This is a genomic window from Ignavibacteriota bacterium (assembly GCA_016708125.1).
In the GTDB taxonomy this organism is placed as follows: Bacteria; Bacteroidota; Ignavibacteria; order Ignavibacteriales; family Melioribacteraceae.
On sequence record JADJGF010000001.1, the window covers coordinates 2,334,136 to 2,352,396 of the forward strand.

General features: G+C 31.0%; 15 protein-coding genes. 2 read left to right on the top strand and 13 right to left on the bottom strand.

The window, feature by feature from the left end; translation table 11 throughout:
• Positions 1-24 precede the first annotated feature (24 nt).
• On the top strand, positions 25-693 hold the full coding sequence (locus IPH62_10215; GenBank protein ID MBK7105645.1) for an outer membrane beta-barrel protein: 669 nt from the start codon (positions 25-27) through the stop codon (positions 691-693).
• Positions 694-1,174: 481 nt separating this feature from the next.
• Here the strand turns inward: IPH62_10215 and sppA are convergent, their stop codons facing one another.
• Positions 1,175-2,944, bottom strand: coding sequence for a signal peptide peptidase SppA (sppA, locus tag IPH62_10220; GenBank protein ID MBK7105646.1), 1,770 nt, complete (start codon positions 2,942-2,944; stop codon positions 1,175-1,177).
• Positions 2,945-3,086: 142 nt separating this feature from the next.
• On the opposite strand from sppA, the gene IPH62_10225 reads away from it, so the two are divergent.
• Entirely contained in the window at positions 3,087-4,298 is a 1,212-nt protein-coding gene (locus IPH62_10225; GenBank protein ID MBK7105647.1) for an ATP-grasp domain-containing protein, read from the top strand.
• Between the two features lie 180 nt (positions 4,299-4,478).
• Here IPH62_10225 and IPH62_10230 read toward each other — a convergent pair whose 3' ends face one another.
• The 12 genes from IPH62_10230 to hemC all read right to left on the bottom strand — a co-directional run bounded on the left by IPH62_10230 (position 4,479) and on the right by hemC (position 18,255).
• Positions 4,479-4,925 (bottom strand): hypothetical protein, encoded by a 447-nt coding sequence (locus IPH62_10230; protein MBK7105648.1) that lies wholly within the window; start codon positions 4,923-4,925, stop codon positions 4,479-4,481.
• 63 nt (positions 4,926-4,988) lie between these two features.
• Entirely contained in the window at positions 4,989-5,981 is a 993-nt protein-coding gene (locus IPH62_10235; GenBank protein ID MBK7105649.1) for a rhodanese-like domain-containing protein, read from the bottom strand.
• Between the two features lie 38 nt (positions 5,982-6,019).
• Positions 6,020-7,441 (bottom strand): hypothetical protein, encoded by a 1,422-nt coding sequence (locus IPH62_10240; protein ID MBK7105650.1) that lies wholly within the window; start codon positions 7,439-7,441, stop codon positions 6,020-6,022.
• 201 nt (positions 7,442-7,642) lie between these two features.
• Positions 7,643-8,983, bottom strand: coding sequence for a sigma 54-interacting transcriptional regulator (locus tag IPH62_10245; GenBank protein ID MBK7105651.1), 1,341 nt, complete (start codon positions 8,981-8,983; stop codon positions 7,643-7,645).
• Between the two features lie 65 nt (positions 8,984-9,048).
• Positions 9,049-10,338 (bottom strand): glutamate-1-semialdehyde 2,1-aminomutase, encoded by a 1,290-nt coding sequence (hemL, locus tag IPH62_10250; protein ID MBK7105652.1) that lies wholly within the window; start codon positions 10,336-10,338, stop codon positions 9,049-9,051.
• A gap of 164 nt (positions 10,339-10,502) precedes the next feature.
• Positions 10,503-11,486 carry a porphobilinogen synthase gene (gene hemB / locus IPH62_10255; protein MBK7105653.1) on the bottom strand — a complete coding sequence of 328 codons (984 nt, stop codon included), beginning with the start codon at positions 11,484-11,486 and terminating at the stop codon, positions 10,503-10,505.
• A 193-nt stretch (positions 11,487-11,679) separates the two neighbouring features.
• Positions 11,680-13,059, bottom strand: a complete 1,380-nt coding sequence (hemG, locus tag IPH62_10260; GenBank protein ID MBK7105654.1) for a protoporphyrinogen oxidase — start codon at positions 13,057-13,059, stop codon at positions 11,680-11,682.
• A 5-nt stretch (positions 13,060-13,064) separates the two neighbouring features.
• Positions 13,065-14,021: a ferrochelatase gene (gene hemH / locus IPH62_10265; protein ID MBK7105655.1), complete on the bottom strand. Its 957-nt coding sequence runs from the start codon at positions 14,019-14,021 to the stop codon at positions 13,065-13,067.
• A 75-nt stretch (positions 14,022-14,096) separates the two neighbouring features.
• Positions 14,097-15,473, bottom strand: a complete 1,377-nt coding sequence (gene hemN, locus IPH62_10270; GenBank protein ID MBK7105656.1) for an oxygen-independent coproporphyrinogen III oxidase — start codon at positions 15,471-15,473, stop codon at positions 14,097-14,099.
• A 6-nt stretch (positions 15,474-15,479) separates the two neighbouring features.
• Complete coding sequence (locus tag IPH62_10275; GenBank protein MBK7105657.1) at positions 15,480-16,535, bottom strand: uroporphyrinogen decarboxylase; 1,056 nt, start codon at positions 16,533-16,535, stop codon at positions 15,480-15,482.
• Positions 16,536-16,545: 10 nt separating this feature from the next.
• On the bottom strand, positions 16,546-17,319 hold the full coding sequence (locus IPH62_10280) for a uroporphyrinogen-III synthase (GenBank protein MBK7105658.1): 774 nt from the start codon (positions 17,317-17,319) through the stop codon (positions 16,546-16,548).
• Entirely contained in the window at positions 17,320-18,255 is a 936-nt protein-coding gene (gene hemC / locus IPH62_10285; GenBank protein ID MBK7105659.1) for a hydroxymethylbilane synthase, read from the bottom strand.
• Between the last annotated feature and the right edge of the window lie 6 nt (positions 18,256-18,261).

The window sequence follows — 18,261 nt, forward strand, 5'->3', positions numbered from 1 at the left end:
ACGTCATTAGATTTAGAGGTAATTATGAAACGAATAATTTTTATCCTTTTAATTTTTTCTGCGCTGGTTTATTCACAGCCGAGATCATATTTTTCAAAACAAAATTTGTCAAAATCATCAACAATAAAATTAGGAAATTTCGGTCCATCGGCAACAGAATCCGGATTTATTATTGGTTACGAAAGTGGAAAATATATTGATAGAAATTTTGATATCGGCTGGAGTGTTGACTGGTTTAACAAAAATTATGTAGATCAAATTTTGGTTGAAGAATTTAATGATTATTATGGGTTCTTTGAATCTGAATTGAATGAAGTTCGCGCAAAAACTAATCTTCACAGTATTCCGGTATTATTTAATATGACCGCAAAATTTCAAATCAACCAAAGATTATCATCATTTGTAACCGGTGGAGTTGGAGTTGAAGCGTTATTAATATTTTATAGAAATTATCAAAATACAAATGAAAATGAATTTGAAGGCGCGTTTGATTTTAACTGGAGATTAGGTTTCGGCGTTGCTTATCAATTAGGAAGACATTCGGATTTTGTTGCAGAAATTACATATCATTCTTCTCATCCAAGCTGGACATATGAAATTAATGATCCAATGATTGGACGAAAGAAAATTTTAGAAAGAGAATTTGATATGAGCGGATTGATGGCGAGAATTGGATTTAAATTTTATTATTAAAATTCTTACAACAGTTCAAATAAAAATTTAATTGTGCGCCGGACTTGTTCCGGCATCTATTAGTTTTTAAGATTACGGTATTTCATCAAAAATATATGGAAACCGAAATGACAGAAAATCATATATTTATTCTTGGGGTTTTAAAATCTTCCAAAGGTTTCAGAATTTGAAATTTAAATATGCCATCTTTTCAAAAAATGTATATATATTAATTTGAAGTTCGTCATTTCGACAACGACAATTTTTATCAGAAAATAAAACTCATAAATTTAATAAGAGATCTCTCACTAAGAAACGTTCGAGATGACAAAGAAAAGCGAGATGTCATTTCGAATCCAATGTTTTTTATTGGGTGAGAAATCTCACAATTATAAAGAATGAGATTCTCATGTCGTTCCGATAAATAGTGAATACTCAGAATGAGGTTTAAATTAAAGATGCCATCTTTTAGAAAGATAGCATCTTCTTAAAAGAAATGATTTTATCGAATTTCAAATTCAAACGGTAACCTTGTTTGAATTCCGGTGTACTTCAAAGCTTTTGATAATTTTTCAATTTGATTTAGTTGCTCACCAAATAAATATTTATTAAAATCAATTCCAATTTTTGAAGAAAACATTTCCATAATTTTTTCAAAAGTTTCTTTCTGAGTTGGGTATTCAACAATTTTATAATCTTTAATTCCGGCAGATTCTGCTGCAATTTTTAAAGCTAAATTTATTCCTCCAAGAGTATCAATCAAACCTATTTCTTTTGCGTTTATTCCGCTCCAAATTCTACCTTGTCCAATTGAATCAACTTGTGCAAAAGTCATTTTTCTTCCTTCTGCAACACGCGAAACAAAATCAACATAAATTTCTTCAATCTGGTTTTGAATATATTTTTTCTGAACTTCATTTAAAGGATTTGTAATTGTTGCCCAGCCGGAGTTTTCACTTGTGGAAACTTCATCAAATGTAATTCCTAATTTTTCATTAAAAAATTTCTGAGCATTTGGAATAATTCCGAAAACTCCAATTGAGCCGGTTAATGTTGTTGGTTCTGCAACTATTTTATTTGCGGCGCATGAAATATAATATCCGCCGGAAGCCGCTAAATCGCTCATCGAAACAATAATTGGTTTTTCACTTTTAATTAATTTTATTTTTCTCCAAATTAAATCCGAGGTTAATGCTGAACCACCGGGAGAATTTACGCGCATTACAATTGCCTTAACTCTATTGTTTTCATTTGCTTTGTCTAGTGATTTTACAATATTTTCCTTACCGATTGTACCTTCATCACCATCACCATTTGTAATTTCACCGTTTGCATAAATTACGGCAATTCTATTATTGCTCGAACCATTTTGTACATTTTCTGATTTAAAATATTTTTTAAACGAAATTTTTTCTGCCTCATCTTCAGTTGAACCATTCACCAATTTTGCGAGAATAGAATCAACTTCATCTTCGTATTTCAAATTTGTGATTAGTCCGTATTTATGGGCATCTTCGGCGGAATTTATTTTTAATCCAGAAGAAATATTTTTTAATTCTTGTGATGAAATTTTTGTATTCGAAGAAATTTCAGAAATAATTTTATCATAAATTGAATTTAAAAATTTATTTAATTGTACTTTGTTATCTTCACTCATTTTTTCAAGTCGGAATGGTTCAGTTGCACTTTTGTATTTTCCATGCTGAAATATTTGAGCTTCAATATCAAGTTTCTCAAGAGTTTTTTTGAAAAATGTAAGTTCAATTCCGAATCCGTCAAATTCCATATTTCCGGTGGGAGTTAAATAAATGCTATCCGCAACGCTTGCCAAATAATATGAAGCCTCGCTGATTGTATTTCCGTGAGCAATTATTATTTTTTTAGAATTCTTAAATTCCAACAATGAATTTCTGATTTCCGTTAGTTTAGAAATTCCCGGAGAAACGAAATTATCTAAGTCTAAATAAATTCCTTTTATTTTTGAATCATCTTTTGCTGAAGCAATACTTTTTAATAAATCGTTTAATCCAATTACTTTTTCAAAAGAGGGAATTGTACCGAAACTAAAATTTGGTTCTTTCGAAGATCTTTCTTGCAATTCAAAATCTAATTTAATTTCCATCAAAGAATTACTTTTAACGGTAACGGTTTCTTCGGTATCAATAGTAGAAATTATTGCAAATGTGAAAATGAAAAAAAATATACCCAAAATAAAAAGTGAAATAAAAAATCCAAGTATAGCGGCAAATGTAAATTTGAAAAACTGTTTCATATGTTCCCCAATTCAAAATTTAATTTTACAAAAGTAAATTTATGCAACTTTAAACCATTCTACAATTTTGCTTTTAAGAACAATTAATATTGAATTAAAAAAAATAATTACGCATTTTAGAAAAAACTCACACGAGGCATTAATGAAAACTGAAAATCCACTAACGGTTTTGTGTTTAGCAAGTTATGAGAAAGGATTCGATTTTTTAATTCAATGTAAAAAAATTGGGAACAGAGTTTTATTAATTACATCGCAAAGTTTAATTGATGCAAATTGGCCAAGAGATTTTATTGATGAAATATTTTTTATTCCGGATAATAAGAATGAATGGAATATGGAAAATGTTACAAAGAGTATCAGCTATTTAGCAAGAACCGAAAAAATTGATAGAATAATTGCGCTTGATGATTTTGATGTTGAGAAAGCCGCAAAGTTAAGAGAGCATTTAAGAATTGGAGGAATGGGCGAAACAACTGCTCGTTATTTCAGAGATAAATTAGCAATGCGAAAAAAAGCTGAAGAAGATAAAATTTCAATCCCGAATTTTGTTCATGTTTTAAATCATAATGAAATAAATAATTTCCTTGATTCAAATCAACCGCCGTATATTCTTAAACCCCGCTCGCAAGCTGGCGCAATTGGATTAAAAAAATTATATTCAAAAGAAGAAGCTTGGGAAACCATAAATAATTTGGGCGATGAACAATCTTATTATTTACTGGAGCAATTTATTGAAGGAAATATTTATCACGTTGATTCAATAATTTTTAATTATAAAATTCAATATGCTTTAACGCATGAATATGCTTTGCCGCCTTTTGAAGTTGCTCATGAAGGAAGAGTTTTTTGTTCACGCACAGTAAAGTTTGGAAGCAAAGATGAAAAATCTTTGTTGAAGTTAAATAAGCAGGTAATAAAATCACTTGGATTGAAGAAGGGAATTTCTCACAGTGAATACATAAAATCGAAAGATGGGAAATTTTATTTTTTAGAAACTTCCGCAAGAGTCGGCGGTGCAAATATTGCAAATTTGATTGAAGAATCTTCGGGAATTAATTATTGGAAGGAATGGGCAATTATTGAAAATTTAAATGATAATGTAGAGTATAAATTACCAATTCCCCAAAAGGAATATGCGGCAATTTTTATTTCATTAGCGAAACAAGAATTTCCCGATACAAATTCTTTCAACGATAAAGAAGTAGTTTGGCGATTGAATAAAAAATATCATGCGGGATTAGTAATTGCTTCTGAAAATTATGATAGAATTACGGAATTAATAAATGATTATACAAAAAGATTTTACGAAGATTTTTTTGCATATCAGCCAATAAAGGAGAAAGCTTCTAATTAATATGTAAAATATTAGAATGACAAAGAAAAAATGAGATGTCTCATCAAAAAACGATTCGACATGACAGACTTTAGCAATTGTCATTTCGATTCCGATGTTTTTTATCGGGAGAGAAATCTCTTAAATAAAATAACAAAAACCTCAAACTGAGTGACTTCAGTTAATTGTTTATTGATAAATTTAGTTGGAGATTTCTTTAAGTTTTTTCTTAAGAATAATTAGGATGGAATTTAGTTTTACATCATTAGGAATTAATTGCAGAGCTTTTTCAAAATACTCAATTGAATTATGAATATCGCAGTAGAGCCAAAGTATTCCAAGAGTTTCTAAAATTGTTATACTTTCGGTTCCATATTTACTTTTTACTTCAAGATTGTTGACTAATTCGGCACAAGGGCAATCATCTTTAGCTGGATCTGTATTTACAATACAATCAATATTTTCACTTATAAAATCTGCAAACAACTCAAAAGCTTTTGAAAATTTACCAATTTGAGTTAATGAAATAATCAATTTCTTTTTTGCATTCAAGTTTTTGGGTTCATCCTTTAAAACATTTTGAAAGGCATCTGCAGCACCCAAATAATTTCTTGCCATAAAATATTGATTGCCTAACATTTCATTCATTTTATAATACCGGTTTTATAATTTTGAGCCTCAAAGTAGAGGCTCAAAATTAGAATATAAATTTTATTGAACTAATTCATAATTATGAACATGTGCTGCCGCATCAAATTTTGTACCTGGCATTGTATCATGAGCCAATGCGTTCATACCATATAATAAAGTTTTTGCATCATAACCTAAAACTTTTAAGTATGTTGCAACAAATGCTGATGTTGTTCCAGTATAGCAATATACAACAACCGGTTTATTTGTCGGTAAAGTTTTTAAATTAGCAGCAAGTTTAAAATCTGCTTTTGGTGTATATTGAACTGCTCCTGGAATATGTCCCCAGTTATAATCTGTTTCTGACCAGTAATTAGCAATATAATATCCTGAAAGATTTGCAAATACCGAAGCATTTGAAACTTTAATATCACCAAAAGGATCAGCGGTTGATAACATCTCAGTAATTCTTGCTCTTAATATTTCTTCACCTGTAGTTTTACCTGTGCTTAGAACTGGTAAATCTCCGGCAGCATTTTTTACTGCTGCGGTTGTGCTTAATTCAGCAGCTTTTCCATTACTAATTGCACCTTTCCAACCACCAGCAGTAGCGTCGTTCCAACTGCACATTCCTAAGAAAAGATCAAAAGTATTTGAGTAGCCGAGTAAACGTAAAAGAGCTGTTGCATAACCAGCGGTTTGTCCGGAATAACAAGCAATTACAACTGTTGTTTTGCTTGCAAGATTATTTGATTCATAATGTGTAACAATATCTTTTAATGCAACGTTTACAGCACCTTTAATATGACCAGCAGCATAATCTGTTGCTGATCTAATATCAATTACATACATTGTAGCATCATTAGCTAGAATAGCTGCATTAACCTCTTCGGCTTTTTTTGTTACTGGTGCTAAAGTATTTGTAAAATCACCCATATCATCTTCAAGATATTTTACAAGAACTTCAGATTCATTAACTACAACAGGATCTTCATCATCTTCGCTGCATCCAGTGTTAATAAATAAAATTGGTATGATTAACAACAAGTAAAACAATTTTCTTAATTCGTTCATTTTTTCTCCTTTATAACTATTGAGTTGATTAGTTTATTTTAATTTACATCCCACCACGAAGGGAGTTTTCCATCTACAGTATATTGACCAGTTGCTGATTTTTCCCAAGATTCAATTAAATCTGATTCAAATAAATAATATTGTTTGTTTTTAATATTTCCCTCAGCATCTTTGAAAATATGGCATGCTTGCGAACATAGAGGTTGAGCTACATTTTCATCTAAAATAATTTTAGATGTATCTGTTCTTGCAGTCCATTTTAATATATTATGAGGTGTAGTATATTTATAAGTCGGTCTTTCATCAAAATTAGTAAGTGTTGGAACTCCAAAATGATCCCAGCTATCCGGAGCCATTAATGATTGCCTTAATGTAGCCATTTTATAAGGTTTGATATCCGGAATTGGATTCATACCAATTTTGAATTTAAGATGTGAAGGAACTCTTGCACCTTCGTCGGTTCCAACATGACAGCTTCCGCAATTATTATAATCTTGCGAGTGACAAGTTTGGCAATTAAAATCATCAAAATGCATACTGTGAAAATCATTTGCAGTTTCTAATCCTGAGTGGCAATCAACACATTCCGGTTTTAGTTTATTTTTGTATCGTTGATCATAATAATTTCCGTCACCGTGAACTTCATCTTGTGTATGGCATCCCATGCAAGTAAATCCGGCTTTAGTTAAATGTACATCCGGAACAGTTCCAATTCCTTCGCCAAAATATGCATGTCCGCCACGACTAACATGGCATGTAGTACAATTGTTTCTCATATCCGGAGTTTTTGCAAATTTATGACCGTTAGATAAACCGCCGCCGCCGGCTGCTGGTCTTGTAACATGGCATTCAGCACAACTTCCATGACAGCTTTGGCAATTTGCTTTATATCCGTCTTTCAATTCTTGAGGTAATTGATCAAATTTATCTTGTCCGGTTCCCAATCCATAACGAATTGTAACCATACTTTTTTGTCCCCAGCCTTGTTCGTGTGTACTGTTGTGAGTACGTGCAACTATATCCGGGTGACATGATGCGCATTTTTCAGTTGCGGCTAAAGAAGGACTTGCAATAAAATCACCGGAATGCGCAATATCTTTAGCTGCTTTTAAATCTTTGCTTTCTGCATTTTCAACGCCGTTATGACAAGCAACGCAGCCAAGTTTTCCATGAACAGTATTTTTAAATTCTTCATAACCATCACCGCGTAAAACAACTCTATCATAAGGTTCATAATGTGGAGCTTCGCCACCGCAGCCATGTCCGCCCGTAGATGGTGGATCTGGAGAGTAAACTTCTTTTAGTAAATCATAATCGGTATGACAGCCTTCGCAGCTATTTTTTGCCAATTCACCGTTTACCCCGGGAGTAATTGTCAATTCCTTTTCATCATCATTACAACTTGTAATAATTAAAACAAAGGATATCAGAATAAATAAGTGTTTTGTAAATTCCTTCATTTTTTTCCTTTTAATTTAAATTCGATATGTAAGTGCAAATAAAATGCCAAATAAAATGTATTAAAAGCGATGAATATCGTATTATTGAAACGAACATTATGTTTCAATAATTCCGATACATTGTTTGTTTGATCTGTAATCTATTGTTAATAAATAAGTTATGAATTTTTGAACGAAACGTTTCGATAAGTGAACATGGAACTAATTCTCTTGATCAGCAATACCAAATTGTTTCATTCTTCTCCAAAGAGTTGTTCTGCCAATTTTTAATTCTTTAGCAGCTTTTGTTTTACTCCAGTGATTTTTTTCCAAAATATCTAATAATTGATGCTTTTCAAAAGAATCATCTTCATTCAGATATTTATTAAAATATTTCTTTTTTGAAATATTTCCTCTAACAACCGGAGGGAGTTTTGCGGCGGAAATTATATTTGAATTATTAGTTCTTACAAACGAATACTCAATAACATTTTCAAGTTCTCTAATATTTCCTCGCCATTCAAAATTTGAAATTAATTCCAAAGCTTCATCATCAATATCCGTAATTTCCTTTTTATAAAGCAGCGAAAATTTTGTTAAAAAATGTTTTACAAGCGGAATTAGATCAACTAATCTTTCTTTTAACGGCGGAACTTCAATGGGAATTACGTTTAATCTATAATATAAGTCTTCTCTAAATTTTCCGGTTTTTAGAGCTTCCTCAATATTTATATTTGTTGCCGCAATAACTCTAACATCAACACGCCGCGTAATAGATTCTCCGACTCTTTCAAATGTTCCTTCTTGAAGAACTCGTAATAATTGAAGCTGCATTTGCAGCGGCATTTCAGCAACTTCATCCAAAAAAATTGTACCGCCATCGGCAATTTCAAACCTTCCCGGTCGGTCTTTTACGGCATCGGTAAAAGCTCCTTTTACATGTCCGAAAAGTTCGCTTGCTAATAAATGTGGTGGGAAAACTGAGCAATTTATTTTAATAAAAACTTTGTCTTTTCTGCTGCTTGTCTGCTGTATTGCGTTTGCAACCATCTCTTTTCCGGTACCGGATTCACCGTGAATAAAAACCGGCGCATCGGAATCTGAAATTTCCCTAATTAACTCAAAGATTTCTTGCATTGGTTTACTTTTTCCAATTATTCCGTAGAAATTGCTATCCTTTGATAAATCTTGATTAATTCTTTCTATATCGGAAATTTCTCGAAAAGAAATTACGCCGCCGATTGGTTTTTCTTCTTCATTATGTAAAACTGCTGCGTTAAGTTTTATAGGAATTATATTCTGATTTACGGATTTTATTTTCGATTCAAAATCGTAAATGTTTTTTTTGGAATTTAGAACTAATGCAATTGGGCAATCCGTAAAACATACTTTGGATTTGAATACGTTTTTGCAGAATTGACCTAACACATTTTCTTTTTTGTGACCGGTAATTCTTTCAGCGGCTTTGTTGAAGAAATTTATTCGGAAATTTTTATCAACTGTAAAAACGCCTTCGCCGAGACTGTCTAAAATATCATCATTTTTAATTTCGTAATCTGACATAAATCAAATTGTTTCATTTGTGAAACAAAACTTTTCTAATTGTTATTACTAACATATTGTTTGATTTACAGAATATCAATTAAAGACTTGTAGTGAGCCTCAATAGTTTTATCCAAATCTTCTTTTGTGTGAACTGTTGAAACAAATAAAGCTTCAAATTGAGCTGGAGCTAAATAAATTCCGTTTTCTAACATTTTATGAAAATATTTTCCGTAAAGTTCTGTATCAGATTTTACTGCCGAGTTAAAATTATCAACTTTTTCTTCGGTGAAAAACATGCACATCATAGAACCAACACGATTCGTTGCATAATTTTTACCTAACTTTTCTAAATTTTTACTAAATCCATTTTCCAAGTATGATGATTTTTCTTCAAGCAAATTATAAATATTTGGATTTTCTTTTATGTATGATAAAGCTGCAAATCCCGCATTCATTGCAAGTGGATTTCCGCTCAATGTTCCGGCTTGGTAAATTGGTCCGGATGGAGCGATTTTTTCCATAATTTCTGATTTTCCGCCAAAAGCGCCAACGGGTAAACCTCCACCAATAATTTTCCCAAAAGTTGAGAGATCGGGAGTAATTCCTAAAATTTCTTGAGCGCCGCCTTTAGCAACTCTAAATCCCGTCATAACTTCATCAAATATTAAAACAGTTTTTTCTTCATCACAAATTGTGCGCAATTCATTAATAAAATTTTCTTCGGCTTTTACAACACCCATATTTCCGGCAATTGGTTCAATAATAATTGCTGCAATTTCGTTTTTATTTTTGGAAATTAATTCTTTGACAGAATTAATATTATTAAATTCCGCAACTAAAGTATCTGCTGCATTTCCGGTTGTAACTCCGGGACTTGTAGGAACACCCAATGTTAATGCGCCCGAGCCGGCTTTGATAAGAAAATAATCTGCGTGACCGTGATAACATCCTTCAAACTTTATAAATTTTTCGCGATTTGTAAATCCGCGTGCTGCACGAATTGCAGACATTGTTGCTTCGGTTCCACTATTTACCATTCTTATTTTTTCGACTGATGGAACAAGCTCAGTAATGAGTTCAGCCATTTTAATTTCTATTTCTGTCGGAGCGCCAAAACTTGTACCTTTTTTAATTGCTTCATTCAATGCTGAAATTATAAATTCCGGATTGTGCCCGAATAAATGCGGACCCCAACTTCCGATATAATCTATAAAATCATTTCCATCAACATCAGTAAAATGCGAACCTTTTGCTTCTTCAATAAATAAAGGAGTTCCGCCGACAGATTTAAAAGCACGAACTGGAGAATTAACTCCACCCGGAATATATTTTTTTGCTTCTTCAAATAATTTTTCACTTTGTGAAATTTTCATTTTTTTACCTTAAATTCTAAATTTTATTTTCTTCTTAATCATACTCTTGAACTTATTCTTAATATTTTTTTTAAAATCTTTATTTTAATCTTTTGTTTTATATTGTTCTCAGAATAAGATTATGATTAAGATAAAGATTAAGAACTGAAAATTTATTACAAAAGTTATTTTATTTTATCCAAATACTTTGCAACATCTTTTGCGAAATAAGTAAGAATTATATCTGCTCCGGCGCGTTTTATTGCAATTAAAGATTCAAACATAACTCGTTCTTCATCAATCCAGTTAAGCTTTCCGGCAGCTTTAATCATAGAATATTCTCCGCTAACTTGGTATGCTGCAGTCGGCATTTGATATTTTTCTTTAACTGATTTTATAATATCCAAATAAGCACCGGCTGGTTTAACCATTATAATATCGGCACCTTCGGCAATATCACTTTCTGCTTCACGCAAAGCTTCTAAAGAGTTCGCCACATCCATTTGATGAGATTTTCTATCACCAAATGCCGGAGTTGATTCTGCCGCTTCGCGGAATGGTCCATAATATCCTGATGCATATTTTACTGCATAACTCATAATTGGAATATTTTTAAAACCGTTTTCATCCAAACCATTTCTAATTGCAAGAATTCTTCCGTCCATCATATCTGATGGAGCAATCATATCTGCACCGGCTTTTGCATGAGATACAGCTTCTTTAACGAGCAGCGAAACTGTTTCATCATTTAAAATTTCATCACCTTTTATTATTCCGCAATGACCGTGTGAAGTGTATTCGCACAAACATACATCTGTAATAATTAATAAATTTTTAATTTTAGATTTAATAGCACGAATTGCTTTTTGAATAATTCCATTTTCGGAATAAGCTTCTGAGCCAATTTCATCTTTATGTTCGGGAATTCCAAAAAGTATAATTGCTTTAATTCCTAGAGAAACTAATTCTTCACATTCCTTAACAATATTATCAATCGAAAGCTGATAAACATTGGGCATTGAAGAAATTTCTTTTCTAAAGTTTTCTCCCGGCGCTACAAATAAAGGATAAATCAAATCATTTTTTGTTAGAGAAGTTTCGCGAATTAAATCTCTAACAATCGGATTGTATCTCAATCTTCGTAATCTTTTTTCTGGATAATTTGCCATTTCGATTCCTATTAAAATAAATTCTACTTTGTCATTCCCGAATGTTTCTATCGGGAATCTATTTTTATTATAAATTCTGGATTCCCACTTTCGTGGGAATGACTTCTAATTATTCTCACATCACTTCGCTCCTCAGAATGACTGTAGTGTTATTTGTCATTACAAATCCGTAGGTTAACGGATGAGAAATCTTTTATTGGGCTAAATAATCTTTAATCTTTTCAAAATTTGTGTAAGAGTTTTTTACGCAATCACCGACAGAAATTCCGCCGCGATAATTTCCACTTAAAAATATTCCGGGGTTTTCATTTTCAAATTGTTCAAAATATTTTTCATGTTCGATATAACCCAAATTATATTGGGGGATTGCTTTGTTCCAAAATTTCCATTGCAATAAAGTTGGCGGAGATTTTATTCCCATTATTTCATGAAATTCTTTTAGTACAATTTTAATTTTTGCATCAACTTCTGAAACCTTAAATTCCGGATTTCTTGCTCCACCCACAAAAATAGTGAACGCTGCATTATCTTTTTGCGCTCTATTTATGAAAATTGTGGAACTCCAAATTGCGCCTAAAAAACTTTTATTTTCTTTAGAAGGAATTAAAAATCCAAATCCATCTAATTTTTGAGTTATAACTTTTTTATCATAACCTAAAAATAAAACCAATACCGGCGGATAAAAAATATCATCTAAATGTTTTGTTAAGTTCGTATCAAATAAATTAGAAAACTTTGATAATCTGTGAGATGGAATTGTTGATAACAAAACAGCACTTGTAATTTTTCCTTTTATGCCGTTTTGTTCAAGTTCAACAATTATTTTCGAATCTTGCCTTATAATATTTTCAACAATGCAATTATAAAAAATGTGTCCCTTAAAATTTTTTGCTATTGCTTTTGGAAAGGACTGCATTCCATTTATGAACGAAAACATTTTTGCATTTTGTTTTGATTCTTCATTTCTGAGTTTTCTTTCTTTCGCTCCTTTGAACATTCCCTTAATCAATCCGCCATAAACTTCTTCTAATCTATATAATTTTGGGAAAGCTGATTTCACACTTAATTTTGTTGGGTCTCCAGCAAAAATTCCGGATACAAAAGGATCAATTGCATTATCTAAAAATTCTTTCCCCAATCTTCGTTCAACAAATTCGGCAATGCTTTGATAATATCCATCTTCTGATTTTCCAATAAAAGGTTCTTTCAATAATCTTAATTTTGCAGATAAAGAAAATAATTTTGTTTGTAAAAATTTTAATGGAGAAGTCGGCAAAGGAATTAGTTTATTATTTTTTAAAATGTATCTAATATTTCCTTCTTCGTTTGAGTAAATCATTTCATTGGATAAACCAATATCGTTAACCAATTCCTTAATTTTTGGAGTTGTTTCTAATCCGCTGTTTGGACCAAAATCAATTAGAAAATCATCAACAATTTTTGTAACCATTGCTCCGCCAACTTCGGAATTTTGCTCAAGAATTGTAACATCATATCCATCTTTTTCAAGCCAATGAGCTGTTGCTAAACCGGAAATTCCGGCACCGAGAATTGTAACTTTTTTACCTTTCATAATTTTTACTTATTTAAAATTTTTATAACTTCTTCGTGCAAAGCATTTATAAATAATTCTGAATTATTTAAACCTTCCATCACAATGTAATTTTCAATTCCAACTTTATCAGCAACATGCCGATATTCAATATTTAATTCAAACAAAGTTTCAACGTGATCCGATACAAAACTAATTGGAATAATTAACAAATGTTTTTTTCCTTGAGAAGAAAATTCTTCAATCATTACATCAGTGGCTGGAGTAAGCCATTTTACTGGTCCAACCTTACTTTGAAAACACAAATGATGTTTGTGAGAATATTTTCGTTCTTTCATCACTTTATCAATTGTTTCTTTTATTTGATGAGAATATGGATCACCATTTTTTACCATGCTAACGGGAGTTCCGTGCGCACTAAATACAAGCTGAATTTCTTTTCTAACATTTTCCGGAAATTTTAAAATTGTCTGATCGATTCTTTCGTTAATTGCAGAAATATATAATGGATTTGTTTGATAATTATTAACGCGAAAATCTTTTTCTTTGTTTGGAGTAAAACACCTATCCCATTCATTAAATGATGAACCGGTTGTGGATATTGAATAATGCGGATAGAGTGGAAGTAAAATAATTTTATCAAAATTTTGCGATTTAATATTTTCTGCAACATCTTTTGTAATTGGATTCCAATAACGCATTGCGGTGAATACAGAAACATTTTCAAAATTATTTTGCAATTTTTCTTCCAACATTTTTCTTTGAATTTCCGTCCATTCGTTTAATGGTGATTTCCCGCCAATCAACTCATATTCTTTTTGAACTTTTGGTGATCTTCTACTTGAAATTATTTTTGCAAATAATTTTTGTCCGAAGGGAAGTTTAAAAATATCTTTATCAGAAAAAAGGTTGAACAAAAATGGTTCAACAGCTTCTAAAGAATCTGGTCCGCCTAAATTAAAAAGTACTACTGCAATTTTCATTTTCAACTTTTTATAAATACTAAACAATAATAAATTAACCTCCGAGGTTTTAAAAACCTCGGAGGTTTGAATGTATTAAACAGTTCGTGAATATTTAGCTGTATCGGTTTTGCGTTCAATAAATCCATCAAAATTTATTGCGATATTTCTAACTAATAGTCTACCCATTTTTGATACAGTAATTTTTCTATTTTCTAATTTTATTAAATTATCATCAATCAATTCTGCTAAATTTGCCAAACCAAATTTAAAATATTCATCAAAATTAATTTTGAATTTATTTTCAATTTGAGAAAAATCCAATTCGAAATCACACATAATTTTCATAATTACTTCTTTACGAATTATATCATCTAAATTCATTTCATAACCTTTTGCAATAGGGAAATTCCCTTCATCTAATACGGAAAAATATTCCTTTTCGGTTTTCAAATTTTGTGCATAAATATTTCCAAATTGACTAATACTTGTAATTCCCAAAGCGTATAAATCGGTTCCGGCATTTGTGCTGTATCCTTGAAAATTTCTATACAATTTTTTTTCTCCTAATGCGATTGATAATTCATCATTTGGTTTTGCAAAGTGATCCATTCCAATAAATACATATCCAGCTTGAGTAAGTTTTGCTGCCGACATTTTTAATATTTGTAATTTTTCTTCCGGAGTTGGTAAATCTTCCGGTTTAATTAATTCCATATGTTTTTTCATCCACGGAACATGCGCATAATTAAAAAGCGCAATTCTATCCGGCGAAATATCAATAATGCTTTCAATAGTTTTTTCAAATTCTGCAACTGTTTGAAAGGGAAGACCGTAAATTAAATCGAGATTTATACTTTGAAATTTTAATTCACGAATCCATTCAACAACTTTTCTTGTTAATTCTTCGGGCTGAATTCTATTTACAGCTTTCTGAACTTTTTCATTGAAATCTTGAACGCCCATACTGATTCTATTGAATCCGCCTACACGTAATGAAACGAGATGTTCGTATGTTAATTCACGCGGATCAATCTCACAGCCGTTTTCCGGATTTTCGACAAAATTAAAATTTTCATTTATATATGAAATTAAATCTTTTATTTCATTTGGTAAAAGGTGAGTCGGTGTTCCGCCACCCCAATGTATTTGAGCAACTTTTCTTTCCGGTTTCAAATAAGTTCGAAGTAAATCAATTTCATTTTTTAGATAGTTTATATATTTGCTAATTCTATCTCGATTTCTTGAAATTATCATATTGCAGCCGCAGAAATAACAAAGCGTATCGCAATAGGGAATATGAAAATACAATGAAAGGTTATTTGAATTTTCTAAATTATTTGTACGAATTATTTCATTAAGAAAATCTTTATGTGTAAAATTTTCATGAAATTGCGGAGCCGTTGGATAGCTTGTGTAACGCGGTCCGGGGCGATCATACTTTCTAACTAAATCTAAATTTATATCAAACATAACTTCCTAAAAATTTTGATGAAATTTAACACTTTCCTCTTTTACAATTTTAACCAATGCTTTTGCATTTTCGGGAGAAATATCCGGAAGAATTCCGTGACCCAAATTAAAAATATGTCCGTTTCCGTTTCCGTAAGATTGCAAAACTTTTTTTATTTCTGTTCTAATTTTTTCTTCATCGGCATATAAAACAGTTGGATCCATATTTCCTTGAAGCGCAACTTTATCATTTACAATTTTTCTTACATCGCCCAAATTCATTGTCCAATCCAATGCTAAAACATCTGCGCTGCAATTCACTAATTTTTCCAAATTATAATGCACGCCTTTAGGAAAATAAATTATCGGTTCGTTTGTTCTTTTAATGTTTGTAATTATTTTTGTGATGTAAGGAAATACAAACTCATCAAAATCTGATTGTGATAAAATTCCAGCCCAAGTATCAAAAATTTGAACAGCATTTGCACCGGCTTCAATTTTAGCAGATAAATATTCAGCAATAACAATTGAGAGTTTATCCAATAATTTATGAGCAAGATTCGGATTTGAATAAATAAATTTTTTAATTTTTGAAAAAGTTTTTGATCCGCTTCCCTCAACCATATATGTCATCAAAGTCCAAGGAGATCCGCTGAAACCAATTAACGGAACTCTTCCGTTTAGTTCTTTTTTTGTAAGTGAAACAGCATCTAAAACATATTTTAATTCTTTTGTCGGATCAACAATTTTTAGTTTTTCAAAATCATTTTCTGTTTGAATTGGAGAAGGGAAGATTGGTCCTTTTCCTTCGTGCATAATTAATTCCATTCCCATCGCTTCGGGAATTACAAGAATATCAGAAAAAATTATTGCTGCATCAACATTTAAAATATCAATCGGTTGAATTGTAACTTCTGCGGCTAATTCCGGAGTTTTGCACATTGTTAAAAAATCTGCTTTAGCTCTAACAGCTCTATATTCCGGCAAGTATCTACCGGCTTGACGCATTATCCAGATTGGTGTTCGGTCAACTTTTTCTTTTCTGCATGCTCTAAGAAATAAATCATTTATTAATTTTTCCAAAATTCTTCCTTTAGTTTTTGTAATAACTTATAATTTCTTCAATTAAATTTTTCATATCATAATTTTGTGGAAATATATTAGGCTCAATTCCTTTATCAATCAATGTTTGTCTTGTTGTTGGACCAATTACAGCAATTTTTTTTTCTGCAAAATAATTTTTAGGGTTTTCAATTTCTAATATTTCTAAAAAATTATTAAATGTGGATGGACTTGTAAACACAAATAAATCCGCATTAAATTCTTCAAATTTTTCTAAATTAATTTCATTTTTTTGTGGAATTATATTTTGATAAACTTCACACTTTGTAACATTTGCATTAAGATTTATCAATCCATTATATAATTCATTTCTCATAATTGTTGAGCCGGGAATGAGAATATTTTTATTTGAAATTTCTAAATCAGAAATTTCACTTAATAAATCATTCGCACTAAATTTTGTTGGAGTAAAATCAATTTTAATTTTAGAATCACTTAATAATTTTTCAGTCCCTTTCCCAATAGCAATAATCTTAATTTTATCAAAATTAATTTGAATTTGTAATTCAGCAATTCTTTGAATAAAATATTTCACAGAATTTGCTGATGAAAAAATTATATAATCAAATTCATTTACATTTTTAAGAATTTTATCTGTTTCAGAATAATCATCAAGTTTTGAAATAATAATGGTGGGAAAGCTTAGAACTTTTGCACCAAGTTTTTCAAATTCCAAAATATCATTTAATGATTGAGATTCCGAACGTGTAAGAACAATTTTTATATTTTCTAAAGGTAAACTCAATTATCTAATTTCGTTTATTTCTTTTAAAATTTTATTTGCGCCGGATTTAAGTAATTCGTTGGCTAAAATTTTTCCCAACTTTTCTGCTTCGGATTTTTTCCCTTTAACTTTTGCTCTAAACGAAATTGAACCATCCAAAGATGCAACCAAACCTTCCAAATATAATCCGTTGCTCTTTACTTCTGCATAAGCACCAATCGGAACTTGGCAGCCGCCTTCTAATTTTTTTAGTAAAGCTCGTTCAGCAATTACTGCGCAATATGTATTTTCATTATGAATTGATTTAACAATTTCTTCAGCAAATTTATTTTTTTCATTAATTTCAATTCCGAGTGCACCTTGTCCAACAGCCGGTAAAATTTGGTCAATGGGAATAATTGATGAAATATGTTTCTGCAATTTTAATCTTTCAACACCGGCGCGAGCTAAAATAATTGCATCCCAATTGCTTTCCAAAAATTTATTAATTCTTGTCGGAACATTTCCGCGCAATTCTACAATATTAATATCCGGTCGTAAATGTTTTAATTGACTTCTTCTTCTCAAAGAACCGGTTGCAACGGTTGCGTTTTCTCTTAGTGATAAAATTGTTTCTTTTTTCTTTTTCGAAATTAAAACATCTTCAACATCATGACGTTTTGTAACGCATGCAAGTTTCAATCCTTTTGGAATATCAGTTTGCAAATCCTTTAAACTGTGAACCGCAATATCAATTTCGTTATTTAAAAGTTTTACTTCCAATTCTTTTGTGAATAAACCTTTATCGCCAATTTTGGAAAGTGCAACGTCAAGAATTTTATCGCCTTTTGTGTTTATAATTTTAATTTCAACTTCAAGGTTTTTATTTTTATTCTCTAATTCTTTCTTAACAAAATTAGCTTGCCATAAAGCTAATTCGCTTCCGCGTGAGCCAAGAATTAATTTATCTTTTTTCAAATTATT